Annotated in this window: 19 protein-coding genes; 8 read left to right on the top strand and 11 right to left on the bottom strand. The window is 42.9% G+C overall.

The window, feature by feature from the left end; all coding sequences use genetic code 11:
* The first annotated feature begins 46 nt into the window (after positions 1-46).
* The 4 genes from LKX84_RS01895 to uvrB are packed head-to-tail and all read left to right on the top strand — an operon-like array spanning position 47 to position 5,588.
* Entirely contained in the window at positions 47-943 is an 897-nt protein-coding gene (locus LKX84_RS01895) for an ABC transporter ATP-binding protein (RefSeq protein ID WP_228235426.1), read from the top strand.
* 11 nt (positions 944-954) lie between these two features.
* A complete protein-coding gene (locus LKX84_RS01890) occupies positions 955-1,788 on the top strand; it encodes an ABC transporter permease (RefSeq protein ID WP_228235425.1) in 834 nt (277 codons plus the stop codon).
* Positions 1,789-1,816: 28 nt separating this feature from the next.
* Positions 1,817-3,550 carry a T9SS type B sorting domain-containing protein gene (locus LKX84_RS01885; protein WP_228235424.1) on the top strand — a complete coding sequence of 578 codons (1,734 nt, stop codon included), beginning with the start codon at positions 1,817-1,819 and terminating at the stop codon, positions 3,548-3,550.
* A gap of 49 nt (positions 3,551-3,599) precedes the next feature.
* Positions 3,600-5,588, top strand: a complete 1,989-nt coding sequence (uvrB, locus tag LKX84_RS01880; protein ID WP_228235423.1) for an excinuclease ABC subunit UvrB — start codon at positions 3,600-3,602, stop codon at positions 5,586-5,588.
* Between the two features lie 98 nt (positions 5,589-5,686).
* Here the strand turns inward: uvrB and LKX84_RS01875 are convergent, their stop codons facing one another.
* From LKX84_RS01875 to LKX84_RS01855, 5 genes are all read right to left on the bottom strand, one after another.
* A complete protein-coding gene (locus LKX84_RS01875) occupies positions 5,687-6,112 on the bottom strand; it encodes an Hsp20/alpha crystallin family protein (RefSeq protein WP_228235422.1) in 426 nt (141 codons plus the stop codon).
* A gap of 118 nt (positions 6,113-6,230) precedes the next feature.
* Positions 6,231-6,632 carry a TerB family tellurite resistance protein gene (locus LKX84_RS01870; protein WP_228235421.1) on the bottom strand — a complete coding sequence of 134 codons (402 nt, stop codon included), beginning with the start codon at positions 6,630-6,632 and terminating at the stop codon, positions 6,231-6,233.
* Between the two features lie 117 nt (positions 6,633-6,749).
* Positions 6,750-7,085: a hypothetical protein gene (locus LKX84_RS01865; protein WP_228235420.1), complete on the bottom strand. Its 336-nt coding sequence runs from the start codon at positions 7,083-7,085 to the stop codon at positions 6,750-6,752.
* A 345-nt stretch (positions 7,086-7,430) separates the two neighbouring features.
* Complete coding sequence (gene sucC, locus LKX84_RS01860) at positions 7,431-8,624, bottom strand: ADP-forming succinate--CoA ligase subunit beta (RefSeq protein ID WP_228235419.1); 1,194 nt, start codon at positions 8,622-8,624, stop codon at positions 7,431-7,433.
* A 119-nt stretch (positions 8,625-8,743) separates the two neighbouring features.
* Positions 8,744-9,382, bottom strand: a complete 639-nt coding sequence (locus LKX84_RS01855; protein ID WP_228235418.1) for an LON peptidase substrate-binding domain-containing protein — start codon at positions 9,380-9,382, stop codon at positions 8,744-8,746.
* 170 nt (positions 9,383-9,552) lie between these two features.
* Here LKX84_RS01855 and lysA point away from each other — a divergent pair, with 170 nt between their 5' ends.
* From lysA to LKX84_RS01840, 3 genes are all read left to right on the top strand, one after another.
* Complete coding sequence (lysA, locus tag LKX84_RS01850) at positions 9,553-10,791, top strand: diaminopimelate decarboxylase (protein ID WP_228235417.1); 1,239 nt, start codon at positions 9,553-9,555, stop codon at positions 10,789-10,791.
* Between the two features lies 1 nt (position 10,792).
* Entirely contained in the window at positions 10,793-11,206 is a 414-nt protein-coding gene (locus LKX84_RS01845) for a DUF3995 domain-containing protein (RefSeq protein WP_228235416.1), read from the top strand.
* Between the two features lie 70 nt (positions 11,207-11,276).
* Positions 11,277-11,792, top strand: a complete 516-nt coding sequence (locus tag LKX84_RS01840) for a thioredoxin family protein (protein ID WP_228235415.1) — start codon at positions 11,277-11,279, stop codon at positions 11,790-11,792.
* A gap of 12 nt (positions 11,793-11,804) precedes the next feature.
* On the opposite strand, the gene guaB is transcribed toward LKX84_RS01840, so the two are convergent.
* Positions 11,805-13,277, bottom strand: a complete 1,473-nt coding sequence (guaB, locus tag LKX84_RS01835) for an IMP dehydrogenase (protein ID WP_228235414.1) — start codon at positions 13,275-13,277, stop codon at positions 11,805-11,807.
* Between the two features lie 157 nt (positions 13,278-13,434).
* On the opposite strand from guaB, the gene LKX84_RS01830 reads away from it, so the two are divergent.
* Positions 13,435-13,785: a DUF6686 family protein gene (locus tag LKX84_RS01830; protein ID WP_228235413.1), complete on the top strand. Its 351-nt coding sequence runs from the start codon at positions 13,435-13,437 to the stop codon at positions 13,783-13,785.
* A gap of 6 nt (positions 13,786-13,791) precedes the next feature.
* Here LKX84_RS01830 and LKX84_RS01825 read toward each other — a convergent pair whose 3' ends face one another.
* The 5 genes from LKX84_RS01825 to LKX84_RS01805 form a co-directional block, all read right to left on the bottom strand.
* The gene (locus tag LKX84_RS01825; RefSeq protein ID WP_228235412.1) at positions 13,792-14,292 is read right to left on the bottom strand and encodes a hypothetical protein; all 501 of its coding nucleotides are present in this window, start codon (positions 14,290-14,292) and stop codon (positions 13,792-13,794) included.
* Between the two features lie 73 nt (positions 14,293-14,365).
* Positions 14,366-15,229: a hydroxymethylglutaryl-CoA lyase gene (locus LKX84_RS01820; protein ID WP_228235411.1), complete on the bottom strand. Its 864-nt coding sequence runs from the start codon at positions 15,227-15,229 to the stop codon at positions 14,366-14,368.
* 20 nt (positions 15,230-15,249) lie between these two features.
* Entirely contained in the window at positions 15,250-15,909 is a 660-nt protein-coding gene (locus tag LKX84_RS01815) for a LysE family translocator (RefSeq protein ID WP_228235410.1), read from the bottom strand.
* Positions 15,910-15,912: 3 nt separating this feature from the next.
* Positions 15,913-16,953: a quinone-dependent dihydroorotate dehydrogenase gene (locus LKX84_RS01810; RefSeq protein WP_228235409.1), complete on the bottom strand. Its 1,041-nt coding sequence runs from the start codon at positions 16,951-16,953 to the stop codon at positions 15,913-15,915.
* A gap of 54 nt (positions 16,954-17,007) precedes the next feature.
* Positions 17,008-17,427, bottom strand: a complete 420-nt coding sequence (locus tag LKX84_RS01805; RefSeq protein WP_228235408.1) for a hypothetical protein — start codon at positions 17,425-17,427, stop codon at positions 17,008-17,010.
* Positions 17,428-17,447 lie beyond the last annotated feature (20 nt).

Genomic DNA, 17,447 nt, shown 5'->3' with positions numbered 1-17,447 from the left:
AACATCGTCAAGTTAGTATAAACCATTCAAAAAACGTTAGCAACCTTTGGAAACAATTCTGACCGTTAACCATCTCACCAAGAAATTCGGTTACCTGACTGCCGTGAACGACCTTTCCTTCACTATTGAAAAGGGAAATGTGTATGGCATTTTGGGGCCCAACGGAAGTGGTAAGTCCACAACTTTAGGCATTATTTTGAACGTGGTCAACCGAACTTCCGGCGAATTCAGTTGGTTTGATGGCAATACCACCACCCACGAAGCATTGAAAAAAGTAGGGGCCATTATTGAGCGACCCAACTTTTACCCTTATATGACTGCCATCCAAAACCTTCAACTGGTCTGTAAAATCAAGGAAGTACCCGAAACCAAGATCCAGGAAAAATTGGAACTGGTCGGGCTTTGGGAAAGAAAGGACAGCAAATTCAAGACGTATTCTCTGGGGATGAAGCAACGTTTGGCCATTGCCTCTGCCCTACTGAACGATCCTGAGATATTGATCTTGGATGAACCTACCAACGGCTTGGATCCGCAAGGAATCCATCAAATTAGGGAAATCATTAAAACCATTGCCAGTCAAGGAACCACTATTCTACTGGCTTCGCATTTGTTGGACGAAGTGGAAAAGGTGTGCTCACATGTGGTCATTTTGAGAAGGGGTGAAAACCTATATTCAGGTCCTGTGGACAGCATGTTGGCCAGCCATGGCTTTTTTGAACTTCGATGTGTGCAGATGGATAAACTACAGGATTTGCTCGAAAAAAATGCCAGTTTTGGAAAAATTGAAAGTTTCAATGGTACCCTTACCGCTTATTTGAAGGAAGAAATGGACGCCGAATCCCTGAACAAAATGCTGTTTGATAAAGGTATCGTCCTGTCCCATTTGGTAAAACGAAAAGAAAGCCTTGAAGAACAATTTTTAACCTTGACCAAAAACAACTAATCAAAAAACGAATGTTACGTCTACTCCAAATAGAATTCATAAAATTGTGGAACAATAGGGCCAGCAAGGTCTTAATCATCTCCTATTTTGTGCTTTTGACCTCCATCGCCCTGATTGCGGCCATAAAGTTCGATATAGGTCCTGTACAGTTCCACTTGGCCGACCAAGGCATCTTCAACTTCCCGTACATCTGGCACTTTAACACCTTTGTCACGGCACTTTTTAAGTTGTTCCTGGCCATCGTAATTGTTTCCATGATGTCCAACGAATACAGCAACAAGACCATCAAACAAAACTTGATCGACGGGCTTTCAAAGAAAGAATTCATCCTTTCCAAATTATTGACCGTCATTTCATTTGCCCTCATTTCCACCGTATTCGTATTTGTGGTATCCATGATTTTGGGATTAGCTTATTCGGATTACAATGAGATGTCCATCATATTTTCAGATTTGGAATTCTTGTTTGCCTTTTTTGTAAAACTGGTTGCCTTTTTCTCCTTCTGTCTGTTTTTGGGCATTTTGGTAAAACGTTCGGCCTTCGCCTTGGGTTTTTTGATTCTGTGGAGCATTTTGGAACAGGTGGTCTTTGGACTTTTGGGTTGGAAAGTAATGAGCTGGGATTCGGCAAGGTTGGTAAAGGACTTTTTTCCACTACAATCCATGTCCAATTTAATCAAGGAACCCTTTACCCGTCTTTCAGCCGTCCAAAATATTGGGCAACAAATCGGGGAAGACATGAAATTCGATTACCATACGTATTGGTATGAGTTCCTGATTGCAATCGTTTGGGCCTCTATTTTTATCTATTTGTCCTATGTTCTATTGAAAAAGCGCGATTTGTAGTATCTTGGGAGGTGCACAAATCTCGTGAATGCTGAACAAGCTTTTCTACATAGGCATGCTTATCCTGTTAGGGCATTGGGCGCATGCCCAAGAATGTCCCAACATTGTATATCCCACTAATGGGGCTACGGGAATACCCCTCGATGCCACCATTGATTGGGATACCGTGGACGGGGTTCCTAGTTACAATATTGCTTTGGGAACTACACCAGGCGGAATTGATATTATGTCTCCTGCGTATGCTCCTAGTAGTGCTTATAAACCTCCATTAGGCTTGCCTCCGAACACGACTATTTATGCAACCATTACTTTATTCTTTTTTAACGCACCCAATATCACCTGTCCGAGCTTTGTCTTTACCACGGAGTCATTGTCAGGTGTGCCCAATTGCACCCAGATGACCAGTCCTTTGGATATGGCGATAGATGTAAACCCTAGTACCAACATTTCGTGGGGTTATCAATATGGGGCATCGGGGTATACGGTAAGCATCGGAACATCTGCTGGCGGTGGGGATATTCTTTCCAATTATGACGCCGGCAATACTTTGAGTTTTAATCCACCTGTCGACTTGCCTACCGAAACTACCATTTTCGTCACAATCGTACCCTACAATGCGTTGGGCACTGCAGTAGGATGTACCTCACAGCAATTCACTACACGGGCCGAATCGGAAATTCCGGATTGTACTTCTATCGTATATCCGGCCGATGGGGAAAGTAATGTGCCGCTGTCCCCAGTTTTGGAATGGGTTGCGGTTCCAGATGCTACTGGCTATATTGTTACCATCGGCACAACCCCGGATGGCTCGGATATTCTCAACAGTTCAACTTTTTACAACAATTCAACCCCAGTTGTCAATTTTGAACCGAACAAGACCTTTTTTATCACCATAGTCCCGTTTAACGATGCCGGACAAGCCGAAGGTTGTACGCAAACCAGTTTTACCACTTTGCTCGGTTGCGGTCCTTATCTGGATTTTGATACGGGGGAATACGTGACCATAAATCCTGAAATTGATATAGCCGATTCCTTTTCGACCTGTGAAAATGAAGGTCCTTTGGTCATTTCTTCCACTGACATAGCCGAAGGCTACCGATGGTATAGAGTAGATCAGTTTGGTGATGAGACCCTGTTATCCTCTACTTCTGAAGTTTCCATTACCGAAAATGGGATGTACCGATACGAGGCATATAATACCGTCAGTCAATTTGGGATAACCCTGGAATGCCCGTCCACTAAAATGTTCGAGGTGCTTTCTTCCGAATTGGCATCCATTGATGACCTTCGTGTTCAAAATACGGGCACCACAATTCAGGTTACGGTCATCGCAACCGGGAATGGCACCTATGAATATGCCATCGATAATGAAAATGGACCATACTCCGATAACAACATTTTCAGCAACGTGGAACCTGGGGACCATACCTTTTATGTCCGGGACAAAAATGGATGTGGCGTGGCCCAAAGGGTGTTTACGCAGGACCTTACGGTTGAAGGTTTTCCAAAATTCTTTACCCCAAATGGAGATACGATCAACGATTATTGGCAATTTATTCAACCACAGAATTCATCGACCATTGTGCTCAAGAGCATTCGGATTTTTGACCGATACGGGAAATTTTTAAAGCAGATTTCACAAAATTCGCAAGGTTGGGACGGCATGATCGCTGGCAGACCTTTACCTTCAGGAGACTATTGGTTTGTGGCCGTAAATGAGGAAAACAAGGAAATCAAGGGCCATTTTTCGTTGAAAAGATAATCTCACCGAATCGCTTCGGAATCGCATTATCCTTTATTATTTTTATCACATGAAATTTCAGGTAGTCTCAGATTTTAAACCCACTGGGGACCAACCCGAAGCCATACGACAATTGGTGGAGGGCATTGAAGGAAATGTGCGCCATCAAACCTTGCTTGGCGTTACGGGTTCCGGTAAAACCTTCACTGTGGCCAATGTGGTGGAATCGGTGCAAAAACCTACTTTGGTATTGGCCCACAACAAGACTTTGGCGGCACAGTTGTATTCGGAGTTCAAGCAATTTTTTCCGAACAATGCCGTGGAATACTTTGTATCCTACTACGATTACTACCAACCTGAAGCCTATATTCCGACCAGCGGACTTTATATTGAAAAGGATCTTTCCATCAACGAGGATATAGAGAAATTGCGTTTGAGTGCCACTTCTTCCCTTCTTTCGGGACGAAGGGATGTGATCGTGGTGGCATCGGTATCCTGTTTATATGGTATCGGTAACCCGATAGAGTTCCAAAAAAATGTGGTCACCATCCATCGTGACCAAGTAATTTCCCGTACCAAATTCCTGAAGCAATTGGTACAAAGCCTTTATTCCAGGACCACTGCGGATTTCAGGAACGGAAATTTCCGGGTAAAGGGCGATGTGGTGGATGTGTTCCCCGGCTATGCGGACCACGCGTTCCGCGTCCATTTTTTTGGGGATGAGATTGAAGAAATCGAGGCTTTGGACCCTTTCAATAACAACGTCATCGAAATCTACGATTCGCTCAATATTTACCCTGCTAACATGTTCGTGACCTCACCGGACATCTTACAAAATGCCATTCGTCAAATTCAGGATGATTTGGTGAAACAGGTGGACTATTTCAAAGAAATAGGCAGACCCTTGGAAGCCAAACGACTGGACGAGCGCACCAATTTTGATCTTGAAATGATCCGGGAATTGGGATATTGCTCCGGAATTGAGAACTATTCCCGCTACTTGGATGGTAGGGAACCCGGCACACGGCCTTTCTGCTTGCTGGATTATTTCCCTGATGATTATTTGATGGTCATTGATGAAAGCCACGTAACCATTCCACAAGTGCATGCCATGTACGGCGGCGACCGTTCCCGCAAGGAGAACTTGGTGGAATATGGATTCCGATTGCCCGCGGCTATGGACAACCGTCCATTGAAGTTCGAAGAGTTCGAAACCCTGCAAAACCAAGTGATCTATGTAAGTGCCACTCCTGCAGACTATGAATTGGAGTTGAGCCAAGGAGTTTATGTGGAGCAGGTGATACGCCCAACGGGATTATTGGACCCGGTAATAGAGGTGCGACCCAGCGCCAATCAAATTGATGATTTGATAGAAGAAATCCAGCAACGTGTAGAATTGGACGAACGCACCTTGGTGACCACTTTGACCAAGAGAATGGCCGAAGAATTGACTAAATACCTGACCAGAATCGATATTCGTTGCCGATATATCCATAGCGATGTGGATACCTTGGAACGTGTAGAGATCATGCAAGATCTGCGGAAAGGAATTTTTGATGTGCTCATCGGTGTAAACCTGCTTCGGGAAGGTTTGGATTTACCTGAAGTTTCCTTGGTTGCAATTTTGGATGCAGACAAAGAAGGTTTCCTCCGAAGCAACCGCTCCCTTACCCAGACCGTTGGTCGAGCAGCCCGAAACCTGAACGGCAAGGCCATCATGTATGCGGATAAAATCACGGACAGCATGCAAATGACTATTGACGAGACCAATTACCGTCGGGATAAACAAATGAACTACAACAGGGAGCATAACATCACCCCAAAAGCCTTGAAGAAAAACCTGGACAACGCCTTGGCCAAGAATTCTGTTTCCACCTATCATTTTCAAAAGGAAGAACTACGTGCAGCAGAACCTGATCTGGAATATTTGACCGGAGATCAAAAAGAAAAATTGATTCGGGAAAAACGCAAGGCCATGGAAAAAGCGGCCAAGGAACTGAACTTTATGGAAGCGGCCAAGTTGCGTGATGAAATCAAAATGCTCCAGGAAAAAGAATAAACGAAAGCGCGCCTCGAACATTGCTGCAGGGGCGCGCCAACAAACTAACCAACTAATCCAACCATCATGAAACACCTTTAGTTGGTGCCTTCAATTTCTTAAGCAATCTCAATCAATCGTTTTGGTTTTGGTAATGCTTCTTGCTTTTTGGGCAAGGTCAATTTCAATATTCCATCTTCGTATTTGGCATCGATTTTAGAGCCATCAACAGTTTCTGGCAAAGTAAAGGCCCTTCTAAAGGAGGAGAATGAAAACTCTTTTCTGGTGTAATTTTCCTTGCTTTCCTCATTTTCAGTTTGAACTTCACTGGCAATGGTCAACACATCGTTATCGATTTCTACGGTGAAATCGTCCTTTTTCATACCTGGAACAGCCAATTCCAATTCAAAACTTTCAGTATTCTCCTTTATGTTCACAGCGGGAACGGAAGCATTCCACTTCTCTGTTCCACCAAACCAATCAGGACCCATAAAATCATTCATTAGGGATGGAAAAAACAGGTTGTTTCTTTTTACTATACTCATGGTGATTCAATTTTAATTGTTAAACATTTAAATCACCTAGTACTGGGCAAATGGTGTACCAATGCCCAAAATGTGCCGTTATGGCATTATTTAACAGAAATAGAATGTCAAAATGACATTAATTGTAGTGTGCCTTGAAGATATCGATTAGCACATTTGGCGGAACTACATTGTCAGGGTAGCGATGCATGACCTCCAAAACCTGACCGATGGCCACGGGAGGCAGTCCCATTTTAAGTCCAATATTGTATAGCGTATTGACCTCGCTTTTGTGTTGTTCGCGATCAACGTTCATTAAAAGCAACAACCTGTGGAACTGAACGATACGTTCCGCTTGTGACTTCAGGGTTATTTTAGGGGAGCGATGTTTTAAAAGCCCATCGAAGGTTTCCTTGTCCACACCCAAATTGGAAGCCACCTTGAGCAAGAACTCGTATTCGGAACGCTTCATGGAATGATCCACCCTGGCAAAGGCAATCATCTCCGAAAGGATGCTCAGTTTTTCTTCGTAGGTACCCATTTGGTTTGGTTTTGGGGCTTTCTTCCAAATACATAACTCAAAAAGAGTAATTTTAGTACATAAAAAAAGCCTTGATGTGATCAAGGCTTTCCAACTAACTCAAACAATCTCCGTCAATTATGCGGTAATTCTTACTGATACGGTGTAGATCTTGCCCTCTACAGGATTTCCAGATTCTACTTTTTGATAGTTCAATCTGCTTTTTACAAATTTTTCCAAAACCTCATTTTTGGTCGCTACGGAAAGTACCACCATTTCACCTTTTTCATTGAAGGTAAAACGAACGTCGGCCGTCATCTCATCATATTGAAGCTCGAACGAGTTCTGCTTCAACATTTCATAAATTTGGGTGGACAAGCTCTTTTCTGGAACCTCGTTGTTTCCTTTGTTAGCGAATGCGCCCAAAGTGGCGAACAACATAAAAGCTACGGATGCAATTTTAATTTTTCTCATGATTTTTGTTTTTTGATGTGTTGATGAATGATTTGTGTTTTGTCAAAAAGGACACCCTTTTTTAATGACATCACAAAAATAAGACGATGGAAAATGTAAAATGTTACACTATTTTTAGATTTAACCTATGTTTAACTTGTGTAACGCGGAAATAATATTCCGGATTTTGAAGAAAAACCAAACAACCTTGAAAAGTCTGCAACCAATTTTCAAAAGGACAAATAACCTTGCAAACCTTTTCTGAAAACGAATCAAAAATGATATATGCGACTTATGGAAAGTTGAAAAACAAAAAAGGGCAACGTTTTGTTAACGTTGCCCTTTTCTATATCGATTTTTGGGTTGTTACGCCAAAACTTGCTTCACTTTATCAGCAGCTTCTTGGAACTGTACCGCAGAATGTACGGCCAATCCAGAGTTGTCGATGATTTCCTTGGCCAATTCGGCATTGGTACCTTGCAAACGCACAATGATCGGCACTTTTATGGAATCACCCATATTTTTATAGGCATCCACAACACCTTGCGCAACACGGTCACAACGAACGATTCCACCAAAGATATTGATCAAGATAGCCTTTACATTGGGATCTTTCAAGATGATACGGAAGGCCTCCTCTACCCTTTTGGCATCGGCTGTACCGCCCACATCCAAAAAGTTGGCTGGTTCACCACCTGCCATTTTGATCAAGTCCATGGTAGCCATGGCCAAACCGGCACCGTTTACCATACAACCTACGTTTCCATCCAAATCCACATAGTTCAGACCTACTTCCCTAGCTTCCACCTCAATTGGGTTTTCCTCTCTAAGGTCGCGCATTTCGGCATAGGCCTTTCTTCTATACAATGCATTATCGTCGATGGTTACCTTGGCATCTACCGCCATGATCTTGTCATCCGAAGTTTTTAGCACAGGATTAATCTCAAAAAGACTGGCATCACTTTGCTCGTATGCCTTGTACAAGGAAGAAACAAATTTCACCATTTCCTTGAAAGCGTTTCCGGACAAACCTAGGTTGAAGGCAATCCTTCTTGCTTGGAAAGGCAACAATCCCAATCCTGGATCAATTTCTTCGGTGAAAATCAAATGTGGGGTCTTTTCGGCCACTTCCTCAATGTCCATACCTCCCTCAGTAGAGTACATCACCATGTTTCTACCGGTTCCCCTGTTCAACAACACGGACATGTAGAATTCGCTTGTTGGGCTATCGCCAGGATAATACACATCCTCTGCAATCAAAACCTGGTGTACCTTTTTACCTTCAGCAGATGTTTGTGGGGTGATCAGGTTCATCCCGATGATGCTTCCTGCCAATTCTTCCACTTCCTTCAAGTTTTTGGCAAGTTTTACACCGCCGCCCTTACCACGACCACCAGCATGCACCTGAGCTTTGATCACGTGCCATCCTGTACCGGTTTCTTGTGTAAGTTGTTTCGCGGCCTCTACCGCTTCCTTGGCGTTGCGGGCAACTATACCTCGCTGGATCCTGACCCCAAAACTGGCCAAAATCTCCTTTCCTTGATATTCGTGAAGATTCATCTGTGAATTTTACTTTTGTTTCGCCGACAAAAATAGAAAACACTACTGAGAAATTGAAGGCAATATGGAATTATTGCCAATTATTCCACCATAATTAAGTGCTTTTGCAATTTCTGGACCTAAGGCTTAAAATCCTGAAAGTCCAATGGGTCGAAATTTTTGAAATGTCCGTTCATTTCGATGACCGTTTTGGTGCGGTTGACCTCACTGAGAATATTGGTGGTCGATTCCAAATGGGCTTTGATGAACTGCAATCGGTCCGTTTCCTTGGTCATCAAAAGGAGTTCGTATTCCTGTTCAAAGGAAAGCCCCATTTTGTGTGCCAATGAATAGCTGTTGAACTGTTTGGGCGATGTTTGGGTGAAGGGGACATCCATTAGATCGTACAAGGTTTCCACCTTTTGGATCACTTCTTTCCGAAGGTCATCGTTGGCGTCGTTCTCCATTTCGAGAAACTCCACATCCCCACCGGCGTATAGTTTTCCATGCAATTGCTTTTCAAAACTCAAAATCTTGAAGACTTGCCTGGCCACACAGACCACATCCATTTCCCCCGAATTATAGGTAGTGACCACCTCAACCAGTTGCACCTCTGTACCATACGAAATGGAATTATTGATAAAAACCGGAATACCAAAGGTAAGGGCCTCCTTTCTACAATCTTGAATCAATTGCTTGTACCGTTCCTCGAAAATATGAAGGGGTACAGTTTCACCAGGGTAGAATACGGACTGTAACGGGAATAAAGGTAGTTTCATGGTTGTGGTTTGCCTAAAAGTACAATGTCATAAGGAAAGCCACAAACGGTTCTTAAAAATGATTGATGTTAAAATTCAAACATTTTGTTATAAATATATAAAATATGCTCAAAGGTCTTGTGTAACCCACGGACTTACTGTAGATTTGCCCTTCTAAAGAAGGTTATAGCATGAATTCCAAGGATCTATTAAAATTAGTTGACCAATACGGTGCCCCACTCTATGTTTACGATGCAGATAAAATTGCATCACAGTTCAACAGGCTTACCAATGCTTTTAAGGAAGTACCAAGTCTAAGACTGAACTATGCGGCCAAGGCATTGTCCAACATCAGCATCCTAAGGTTCATGAACAGTTTGGGCAGTGGTTTGGACACGGTTTCCATCCAAGAGGTGAAATTAGGTCTTTTGGCCGGTTTCAAGCCTGAGTCCATCATCTTTACTCCCAATGGCGTTTCTTTGGAAGAAATTGAAGCTGCCGCCTCCTTGGGCGTTCAAGTAAATATTGATAACCTTTCCATTTTGGAACAGTTCGGTAGCAAACACCCTGATATTCCGGTTTGTATCCGTATCAATCCACACGTGATGGCAGGGGGCAACTCCAAAATCTCCGTGGGCCATATCGATTCCAAATTCGGTATCAGTATTCACCAAATTCCGCATTTGTTACGTATTGTGGATCTGACCAAGATGAACATCAACGGTATCCACATGCATACCGGCAGTGACATTTTGGACATCGATGTATTTCTATATGCCTCCGAAATTCTTTTTGAAACCGCTAAAAACTTCAAGGATCTTGAATTCATCGATTTTGGAAGCGGATTTAAAGTGCCCTACAAGCAAGGAGATATTGAGACAAACATTGAGGAATTGGGCAAAAAATTATCGGCAAGGTTCAATGAATTCTGCAAAAATTACGGCAGGGATTTGACATTGGCCTTTGAACCCGGTAAGTTTTTGGTGAGCGAAGCAGGTTCTTTCTTGGCCAAGGTAAATGTGGTAAAACAGACCACTTCAACAGTTTTCGCCAGTGTGGATTCCGGTTTCAACCACTTGATCCGCCCTATGTTGTACGGTTCCAGTCACGAGATCATCAATATTTCCAACCCAAATGGTAGGGAACGTTATTATTCCGTTGTAGGCTATATCTGTGAAACGGACACTTTTGGCAGCAACAGACGTATCAACGAAATCTCAGAAGGTGATATTCTTTGCTTTAACAATGCAGGAGCCTATTGTTTTACCATGGCCAGCAATTACAACTCCAGGTACCGCCCTGCTGAAGTTTTGTGGTACAAAGGCAAAGGTCATTTGATTCGCGAGCGCGAAACCTTTGACGACATTTTAAGGAACCAAGTGGATGTTAAATCACTTTTTGAAGCTCCCAAGAAAGAAGCGGTAAACTAGTATGGGCACCATTGCCTTACTACTTTCAATTATTTTCATTTTTCTGGCAGGACTCCATTTTTATTGGGCACTTTTCGGCATAAAAGACCCATCAATGGTGTTGCCGACCAAAGAAAACGGCGATTTTCTGTTTCGTCCGGGTAAATTCGGAACGGTGATCGTGGGATTGCTTCTCAGCATTTTTGCGTTGGTCTATCTCAACAAAGCCCTTAACTTCAATACCGAAATGGAGTTCCGTTTTGTTTCCATAGCGATTGGAATCGTCTTTCTTTTAAGGGCTATTGGCGATTTCAACTATCTGGGTTTCTTCAAAAAAAACAGGTCGACCAAATTTGCTAAAATGGACAGTCGATATTACGCCCCGTTGGCCCTATTGGTGACCCTCTTAATTTTTGTTTTGGAGCTCTGGCCCTGAATACTTTTTTGGCACAATTTTCGTTAGCTTTGTACAGATAGAACGACAATTCGTTCATAATTAAGAGATCATGCGCAGCACATTTACCCAAATCAGTTTGTTTTTTCTTTTGCTGGCAGGCCTTCAAGCCAACGCCCAAGATATAAAATGGTTAAGCTGGGAAAAAGCCGTAAAGCTTTCCGAGACCGATGCCAAACCCAAGAAAATGTTCGTCGATGTGTATACCGACTGGTGCGGATGGTGCAAAAAAATGGACAAGGACACGTTCCAAAACCCTGAAGTATCCAAATACATGCAGGCCAACTTTTACATGGTGAAATTGGATGCAGAAGGCAAAGCTCCAATTGAATATAAAGGCAAGACCTTTAAATTCGTACCTTCCGGAAGAAATGGTTACCACGAATTGGCAGCTGCCCTTTTGCAAGGACAGCTGAGTTATCCAACGGTTGTATTTTTAGATGAGGAAATGAACATGCTTTCCCCTGTGCCTGGGTACCAAAAAGTGGAACCTTTTATGCAGATTGCCAAGTACTTTGGTGAAAACATCTACAAAGACAAGGACTGGCAGACTTATGCTGGGAAATAATATTCCTTTTTTTTACCTACTATAATTCGGGCTTTCCTTGGTAATGGTCACATTATGTGGATGGCTTTCATGGATACCACTGGAAGTGATTTTCACAAATCGACCGGTTTCCTTTAAAGTGGCTATATCCTTAGCTCCACAATAACCCATACCAGCCCTAAGTCCACCGATAAATTGGTGCATACTTTCATATAGATCGCCTTTGTATGGCACTCGACCCACGATTCCTTCAGGAACCAATTTCTTGATATCATCTTCCACATCTTGGAAATAGCGATCCTTACTTCCTTCTTTCATGGCCTCTACGGAACCCATCCCGCGGTAGGATTTGAATTTCCTTCCTTCGTAGATAATGGTTTCCCCTGGGGATTCCTTCGTTCCTGCCAATAGTGATCCCAACATTACGGTATCGGCACCAGCTGCAATCGCTTTTGGAATATCGCCCGTATAGCGAATCCCGCCATCAGCAATTACAGGAACACCACTACCTTTAATGGCAGCGGCTACTTCCAATACAGCCGAAAACTGCGGAAAACCTACACCGGCCACCACACGTGTGGTACAGATAGAACCGGGACCGATTCCGACCTTAACGGCATCAGCACCAGCCTCTACCAAATATTTGGCAGCTTCGGCAGTGGCAATGTTGCCTACAACTACTTCCAACTGAGGGTAGGCTTTTTTTACTTCTTTCAAAATACCAACTACACCTTTGGTGTGACCGTGGGCCGTATCAATGATAATGGCATCCACACCCGCCTCAACCAGAGCTCCCGCTCTTTTAACAGCATCGGCAGTTACACCTATGGCAGCAGCAACACGCAGCCTACCATATTGGTCCTTATTGGCTATAGGTTTTTGGGTAAGTTTAGTGATATCCCTGAAAGTGATCAACCCGATCAATTCATTCTTGTCGTTGACCACAGGAAGTTTTTCAATCTTATTTTCTTGCAAAATGACTTCGGCCTGTTCCAAAGAAGTTCCTTCGCCAACTGTCACCAAATTTTCAGAGGTCATTACTTCGGTGATCGGGCGATCATCGTCTTTTTCAAAGCGAAGATCACGGTTGGTCACGATCCCGACCAATTTTTTATTGCAATCCACGATCGGGATTCCCCCAATGCTAAATTCCTTCATACTGGCCTTGGCATCCCTTACCTTGGAATCTAAAGGAAGGGTAACAGGATCCATGATCATACCGCTTTCCGCACGTTTTACCTTACGGACTTTTAGAGCCTGTTGCTCAATGGTCATATTCTTGTGCAACACCCCGATACCTCCTTCTTGGGCCATGGCAATGGCCATACGGGATTCGGTCACAGTATCCATCGCTGCGGAAACAATGGGCACGTTTATAGTGATGTTTCTAGTAAATTTCGATTGTATGTTAACTTCTCTGGGAAGAATTTCGGAATATGCGGGCACAAGAAGAACGTCATCATAAGTAAGTCCTTCGCCAACAATTTTGTTTAGGTGGGCTTCCATTGCAATTACGGATTAATTGCGTGCAAATATACCACTATTTTTATTGAAATCAGCCTGCAATCCAAATAGAGATTTTCTATGGGGCGATTCCATATTTTTTAGTCTTTATTTAGAATCATTCTAATTTATTTTTATCTTTAAGGCACAAAACCGTATTATGTGTCAATCCTTGAACATTCTCAACCGATCCAAAAATGGAGTTTTAACCTTTTGCAACCACACCAAACTGTTCCAACTGTTATTCAATAACCTCTGCTTTGAATTGTATGAGTGGGAGCTGGATGCCTTGAAGGAATATATTGGGCAATTGGATCTTAATTATTGGGAAAACCACTTGAAACATTGGGCACACCACAGAAAAATCCCCATTTCTGTCGGCAAAAAACACTTTATCATTTTGGTCAACCGGGAAGAAGTTCAGGAATTATTGGGATTACTTTCCTTTGAAGAGTCAGGGATTGCCTATTTGAATTTTCAGGATATCGATTATCAATTCATTGAGAATTAAGAAAAATCAATTCCCCACTTTTTTCGGTCTGGCGCATTGCCACAAGACCAAACTGGCGGCTCCCATAAAGCAAACCGTCATCAGTATTCCTGAAACGATTACTACATATTTGAACCAACCGATTCCTGACCACATCAAATAAATTCCACCAAAGGTGAGGATGACAGAAATAAAGGGCTCAATCGTCAAAAAGAGTTTCCATTTTTTTGGAGCGTGGGTCATCCACACCAATCCACCCAACAAAAAGAAAATGAACGACATGGACAAAATATGGGTATGCACTGTGGTGAGCATTTCCCTGTCCCCTTTCTTGAACTTCATTACGTTTGCCTCTTCATCTTCTTCATTACCCAAGTAATTTTCCTCAATACCATTTGGTGATGTGGCTTCAGTATGTTGTATGAATAGCAACCCGGTAAAATATCCGATGGAAAGAATTACCACAAAAGTGGCAATAAAGAGTCTGATCTCTTTGGGAAAAGTGGTCAATAGCCCGTTGTACGTCATCCTTGAAACTTTTTAAGTCCCAAAGATATTAATTTAGAATCAATATAAATAAATTGGATCGTTATCTCCTAAATCAGTGATAGACGGAAAACAATTCGGTGGCTTTATTGTAGGCAGCCTCAAAAACCATCCAGTTTACACCAGTATCCGCTTTTTGGGAGGTGAAATACGAAAGCATTTTTTCGGTGGGCATATTTCCCGTGAGTTCATCCTTGGCCATAGGACAACCGCCAAAACCTTGCACCGCACCATCAAACCGTCGGCAACCTGCCTTATAGGCAGCATCCACTTTTTCATGCCATTTGGTAGGCGTAGTGTGCAAATGCGCTCCAAACTCTATTTCAGGGTACTTGGGAATTAAATTGGAAAAAAGATAGTCGATCACTTCCGGAGTAGAAGTTCCAATGGTATCAGAAAGCGAAAGGATATGGGTGCCCATCTCGGCCAATTTTTCGGTCCACTCCCCCACAATCTCCACATTCCAAGGGTCACCATACGGGTTCCCAAAACCCATTGAAATATATGTGACCACTTTCTTATCATGGGCATGTGCCAAATCCAAAATCCCTTTCAGGGTTTCCACAGATTGGGCAATGGTCTTGTGGGTGTTCCTCATCTGAAAGTTCTCCGAAATGGAAAATGGGAAGCCCAAATAATCAATGGCCTTGTGCTCACAGGCTTCTTCCGCGCCTCGAATATTGGCTACGATGGCCAACAGTTTGCTTTTGGTTCGGGATAGGTCTAATTGGGCCAAAACTTCGGCGGTATCCTGCATTTGAGGGATGGCCTTGGGCGACACAAAACTACCAAAGTCAATCGTATCAAAACCACAACCCAACAAGGCCTGGATATAGCGGACTTTATCCTCAGTGGGGATAAAGGTCTTTATTCCCTGCATGGCGTCCCGCGGACATTCTATGAGTTTGATCTTTGACATAGGCAAAGGTAAAAATAGCACTATTTATCCGATAAGATCAGATAAATGGCGATGCCCACAAAAACTACGATCTGCACCCATTTCAAGTAGAAACCTGCCTTGTTATGGGTCGTCAAATATTTGGAAATACTTCCCGCCAAAACGGCAAGAAGGCTGAATACGATCAAGGCACAAAGCATAAACAGCAATCCCAAAACATAAAATTGCAGTACATTATTTAAGGTATCACTGAACAAAAATCCTGGAAAAAAGGCCAAGAAAAAGATGGTGACCTTCGGGTTGAGCACGTTCATGGTAAAACCCGTCATGAACAATTTTTTGGCTGATTTTGAAGGGGTCATTTCCTTGTTCAAAAGGATGGTATCATCACTTCGAAATACTTTATAGGCCAAGAACAACAGATACAAAGCCCCAAAAAGTTTGATGGCAAAGAATAAGGTATCACTCCGTTTAATGACCTCCGAAACGCCAAAAGCCAACAACGTGGTGTGTACCAAACAACCTGAAACCAGTCCATAAACTGTGGCCAATCCAGATTTTACCCCATTGGAAATACTTTGGGTAAGCACAAAAATGTTGTCTGGTCCAGGGGAAAGGGCCAACGCCAAAGAAGATACCACAAACCCGATCAGAATAGGGTAATGTATGGTTTCCTCAGTGTACAAAAACAAGCTGTGCATATGCTATTGCGCCCGTTCCAAAATGGCTTTATTGATTTTTTTGATAAGTGCCGGGCCTTCGTAGATAAACCCAGTGTAGAGCTGGACCAAATCCGCTCCGGCATCCAATTTTTCTAGTGCATCCTCAGCCGAATGGATTCCGCCTACACCTATGATTGGGAAGGCTTTATTGCTCTTTTCGGACAAAAACCGAATGACTTCCGTGCTTCTTTTGGTCAAGGGTTTACCACTCAAACCACCCTTTTCCTCCGTAACGATCAAATGGGTCTTTAAGTCCTTGCGTTCAATGGTGGTATTGGTAGCAATGATCCCATCAATTATTGTATCCTTAACGATATCGATGATATCCATAAGTTGATCGTCCGTTAAGTCCGGAGCGATCTTTAACAAGATAGGTTTCTCCTTCAGTTTGAGTTTTTTGGACAGCTTGGTATTCTGACTTTTCAGTTTTTTCAACAGATTGGTCAAAGGTTCCTTATCCTGAAGTTCCCTCAGCCCAGGGGTATTGGGCGAACTCACATTCACCACAAAATAATCCACATGTTCAAACAAGGCTTCAAAGCAAATAAGATAATCCTTGATGGCATCTGCGTTGGGCGTAACCTTATTCTTCCCGATGTTTCCCCCGATCAACACCCTATGCTTTTTCTTCAATTGCTCCACCGCTTCAAAAACCCCTTTGTTGTTAAAGCCCATGCGGTTGATGATGGCCTTGTCCTGCACTAAGCGGAACAATCTTTTCTTGGGATTTCCCGGCTGTGGTTTTGGGGTTACCGTCCCAATTTCCACAAATCCGAAGCCAAAGTCCGAGAACTCATTATACAATTTCGCATCCTTGTCAAATCCGGCCGCAAGACCTACAGGATTCTTGAATTTCAATCCAAAAAGTTCCTTTTGCAACTTGGGATCATTCACCACAAAAGTCTTTCGGAAAACAAATCCCAGACCCAATTTTGACATAATCCTGATAGCCCAAAATGAAAAGTGGTGTGCTGTTTCTGGATCGAACAAAAAAAGGATTGGGCGGATGAGGATTTTGTACATCAAAAAGATTTTGGGCAAAAATAAAAACTCTTGCTACAGATTATCGCAATTCGTTCAATTTTCGTCAACAGACTTATTTACGTAGATGGGACGCATGGTCATTTGGTTGCACAATTTGGAATAACGTTCATATTGTGTCTCGGAGAAGGTACCCAAAAGGCGTTTGTCCATCATCCGAATATTCTGTTTCATACTGTCCAAAATCACCTGATATTCCACAGAAACGGTGACCAAAACTTCTGGGGAACTCTCCTCGTTCTTCTTCATTAGGTATTGTGCCTTTTCCCTTAACAGGTCATTTCTCACCTTAAGTTCTGCACTCCAGTTTTTCAGGTTTTCCTGTTGTTCTTCGGTGAGTTCAAAAACCTTCGTAATGGTCTCGTTGTCCTTTCCACCCACACCCAACATACATTCCATTTGGGCATTGGCCGAAATACACAGCAATAGGAAAGAAATCAAACAAATTGGCTTCAATGTAAGTTGATTTAAATGAT

This window comes from Allomuricauda sp. M10 (genome assembly GCF_020782875.1).
In the GTDB taxonomy this organism is placed as follows: domain Bacteria; phylum Bacteroidota; class Bacteroidia; order Flavobacteriales; family Flavobacteriaceae; genus Flagellimonas.
The sequence above is the reverse complement of the archived record's forward strand: the minus strand, read 5'-3'. Positions and strand labels throughout refer to the sequence as shown.

Bases quoted from the DNA above. Each gene is read 5' to 3' on its own strand.
- LKX84_RS01890 (WP_228235425.1), top strand. From the start codon at position 955: ATGTTACGTCTACTCCAAATAGAATTCATAAAATTGTGGAACAATAGG.
- LKX84_RS01885 (WP_228235424.1), top strand. From the start codon at position 1,817: ATGCTGAACAAGCTTTTCTACATAGGCATGCTTATCCTGTTAGGGCAT.
- uvrB (WP_228235423.1), top strand. From the start codon at position 3,600: ATGAAATTTCAGGTAGTCTCAGATTTTAAACCCACTGGGGACCAACCC.
- LKX84_RS01875 (WP_228235422.1), bottom strand. From the start codon at position 6,112: ATGAGTATAGTAAAAAGAAACAACCTGTTTTTTCCATCCCTAATGAAT.
- LKX84_RS01870 (WP_228235421.1), bottom strand. From the start codon at position 6,632: ATGGGTACCTACGAAGAAAAACTGAGCATCCTTTCGGAGATGATTGCC.
- LKX84_RS01865 (WP_228235420.1), bottom strand. From the start codon at position 7,085: ATGAGAAAAATTAAAATTGCATCCGTAGCTTTTATGTTGTTCGCCACT.
- sucC (WP_228235419.1), bottom strand. From the start codon at position 8,624: ATGAATCTTCACGAATATCAAGGAAAGGAGATTTTGGCCAGTTTTGGG.
- LKX84_RS01855 (WP_228235418.1), bottom strand. From the start codon at position 9,382: ATGAAACTACCTTTATTCCCGTTACAGTCCGTATTCTACCCTGGTGAA.
- lysA (WP_228235417.1), top strand. From the start codon at position 9,553: ATGAATTCCAAGGATCTATTAAAATTAGTTGACCAATACGGTGCCCCA.
- LKX84_RS01845 (WP_228235416.1), top strand. From the start codon at position 10,793: ATGGGCACCATTGCCTTACTACTTTCAATTATTTTCATTTTTCTGGCA.
- LKX84_RS01840 (WP_228235415.1), top strand. From the start codon at position 11,277: ATGCGCAGCACATTTACCCAAATCAGTTTGTTTTTTCTTTTGCTGGCA.
- guaB (WP_228235414.1), bottom strand. From the start codon at position 13,277: ATGGAAGCCCACCTAAACAAAATTGTTGGCGAAGGACTTACTTATGAT.
- LKX84_RS01830 (WP_228235413.1), top strand. From the start codon at position 13,435: ATGTGTCAATCCTTGAACATTCTCAACCGATCCAAAAATGGAGTTTTA.
- LKX84_RS01825 (WP_228235412.1), bottom strand. From the start codon at position 14,292: ATGACGTACAACGGGCTATTGACCACTTTTCCCAAAGAGATCAGACTC.
- LKX84_RS01820 (WP_228235411.1), bottom strand. From the start codon at position 15,229: ATGTCAAAGATCAAACTCATAGAATGTCCGCGGGACGCCATGCAGGGA.
- LKX84_RS01815 (WP_228235410.1), bottom strand. From the start codon at position 15,909: ATGCACAGCTTGTTTTTGTACACTGAGGAAACCATACATTACCCTATT.
- LKX84_RS01810 (WP_228235409.1), bottom strand. From the start codon at position 16,953: ATGTACAAAATCCTCATCCGCCCAATCCTTTTTTTGTTCGATCCAGAA.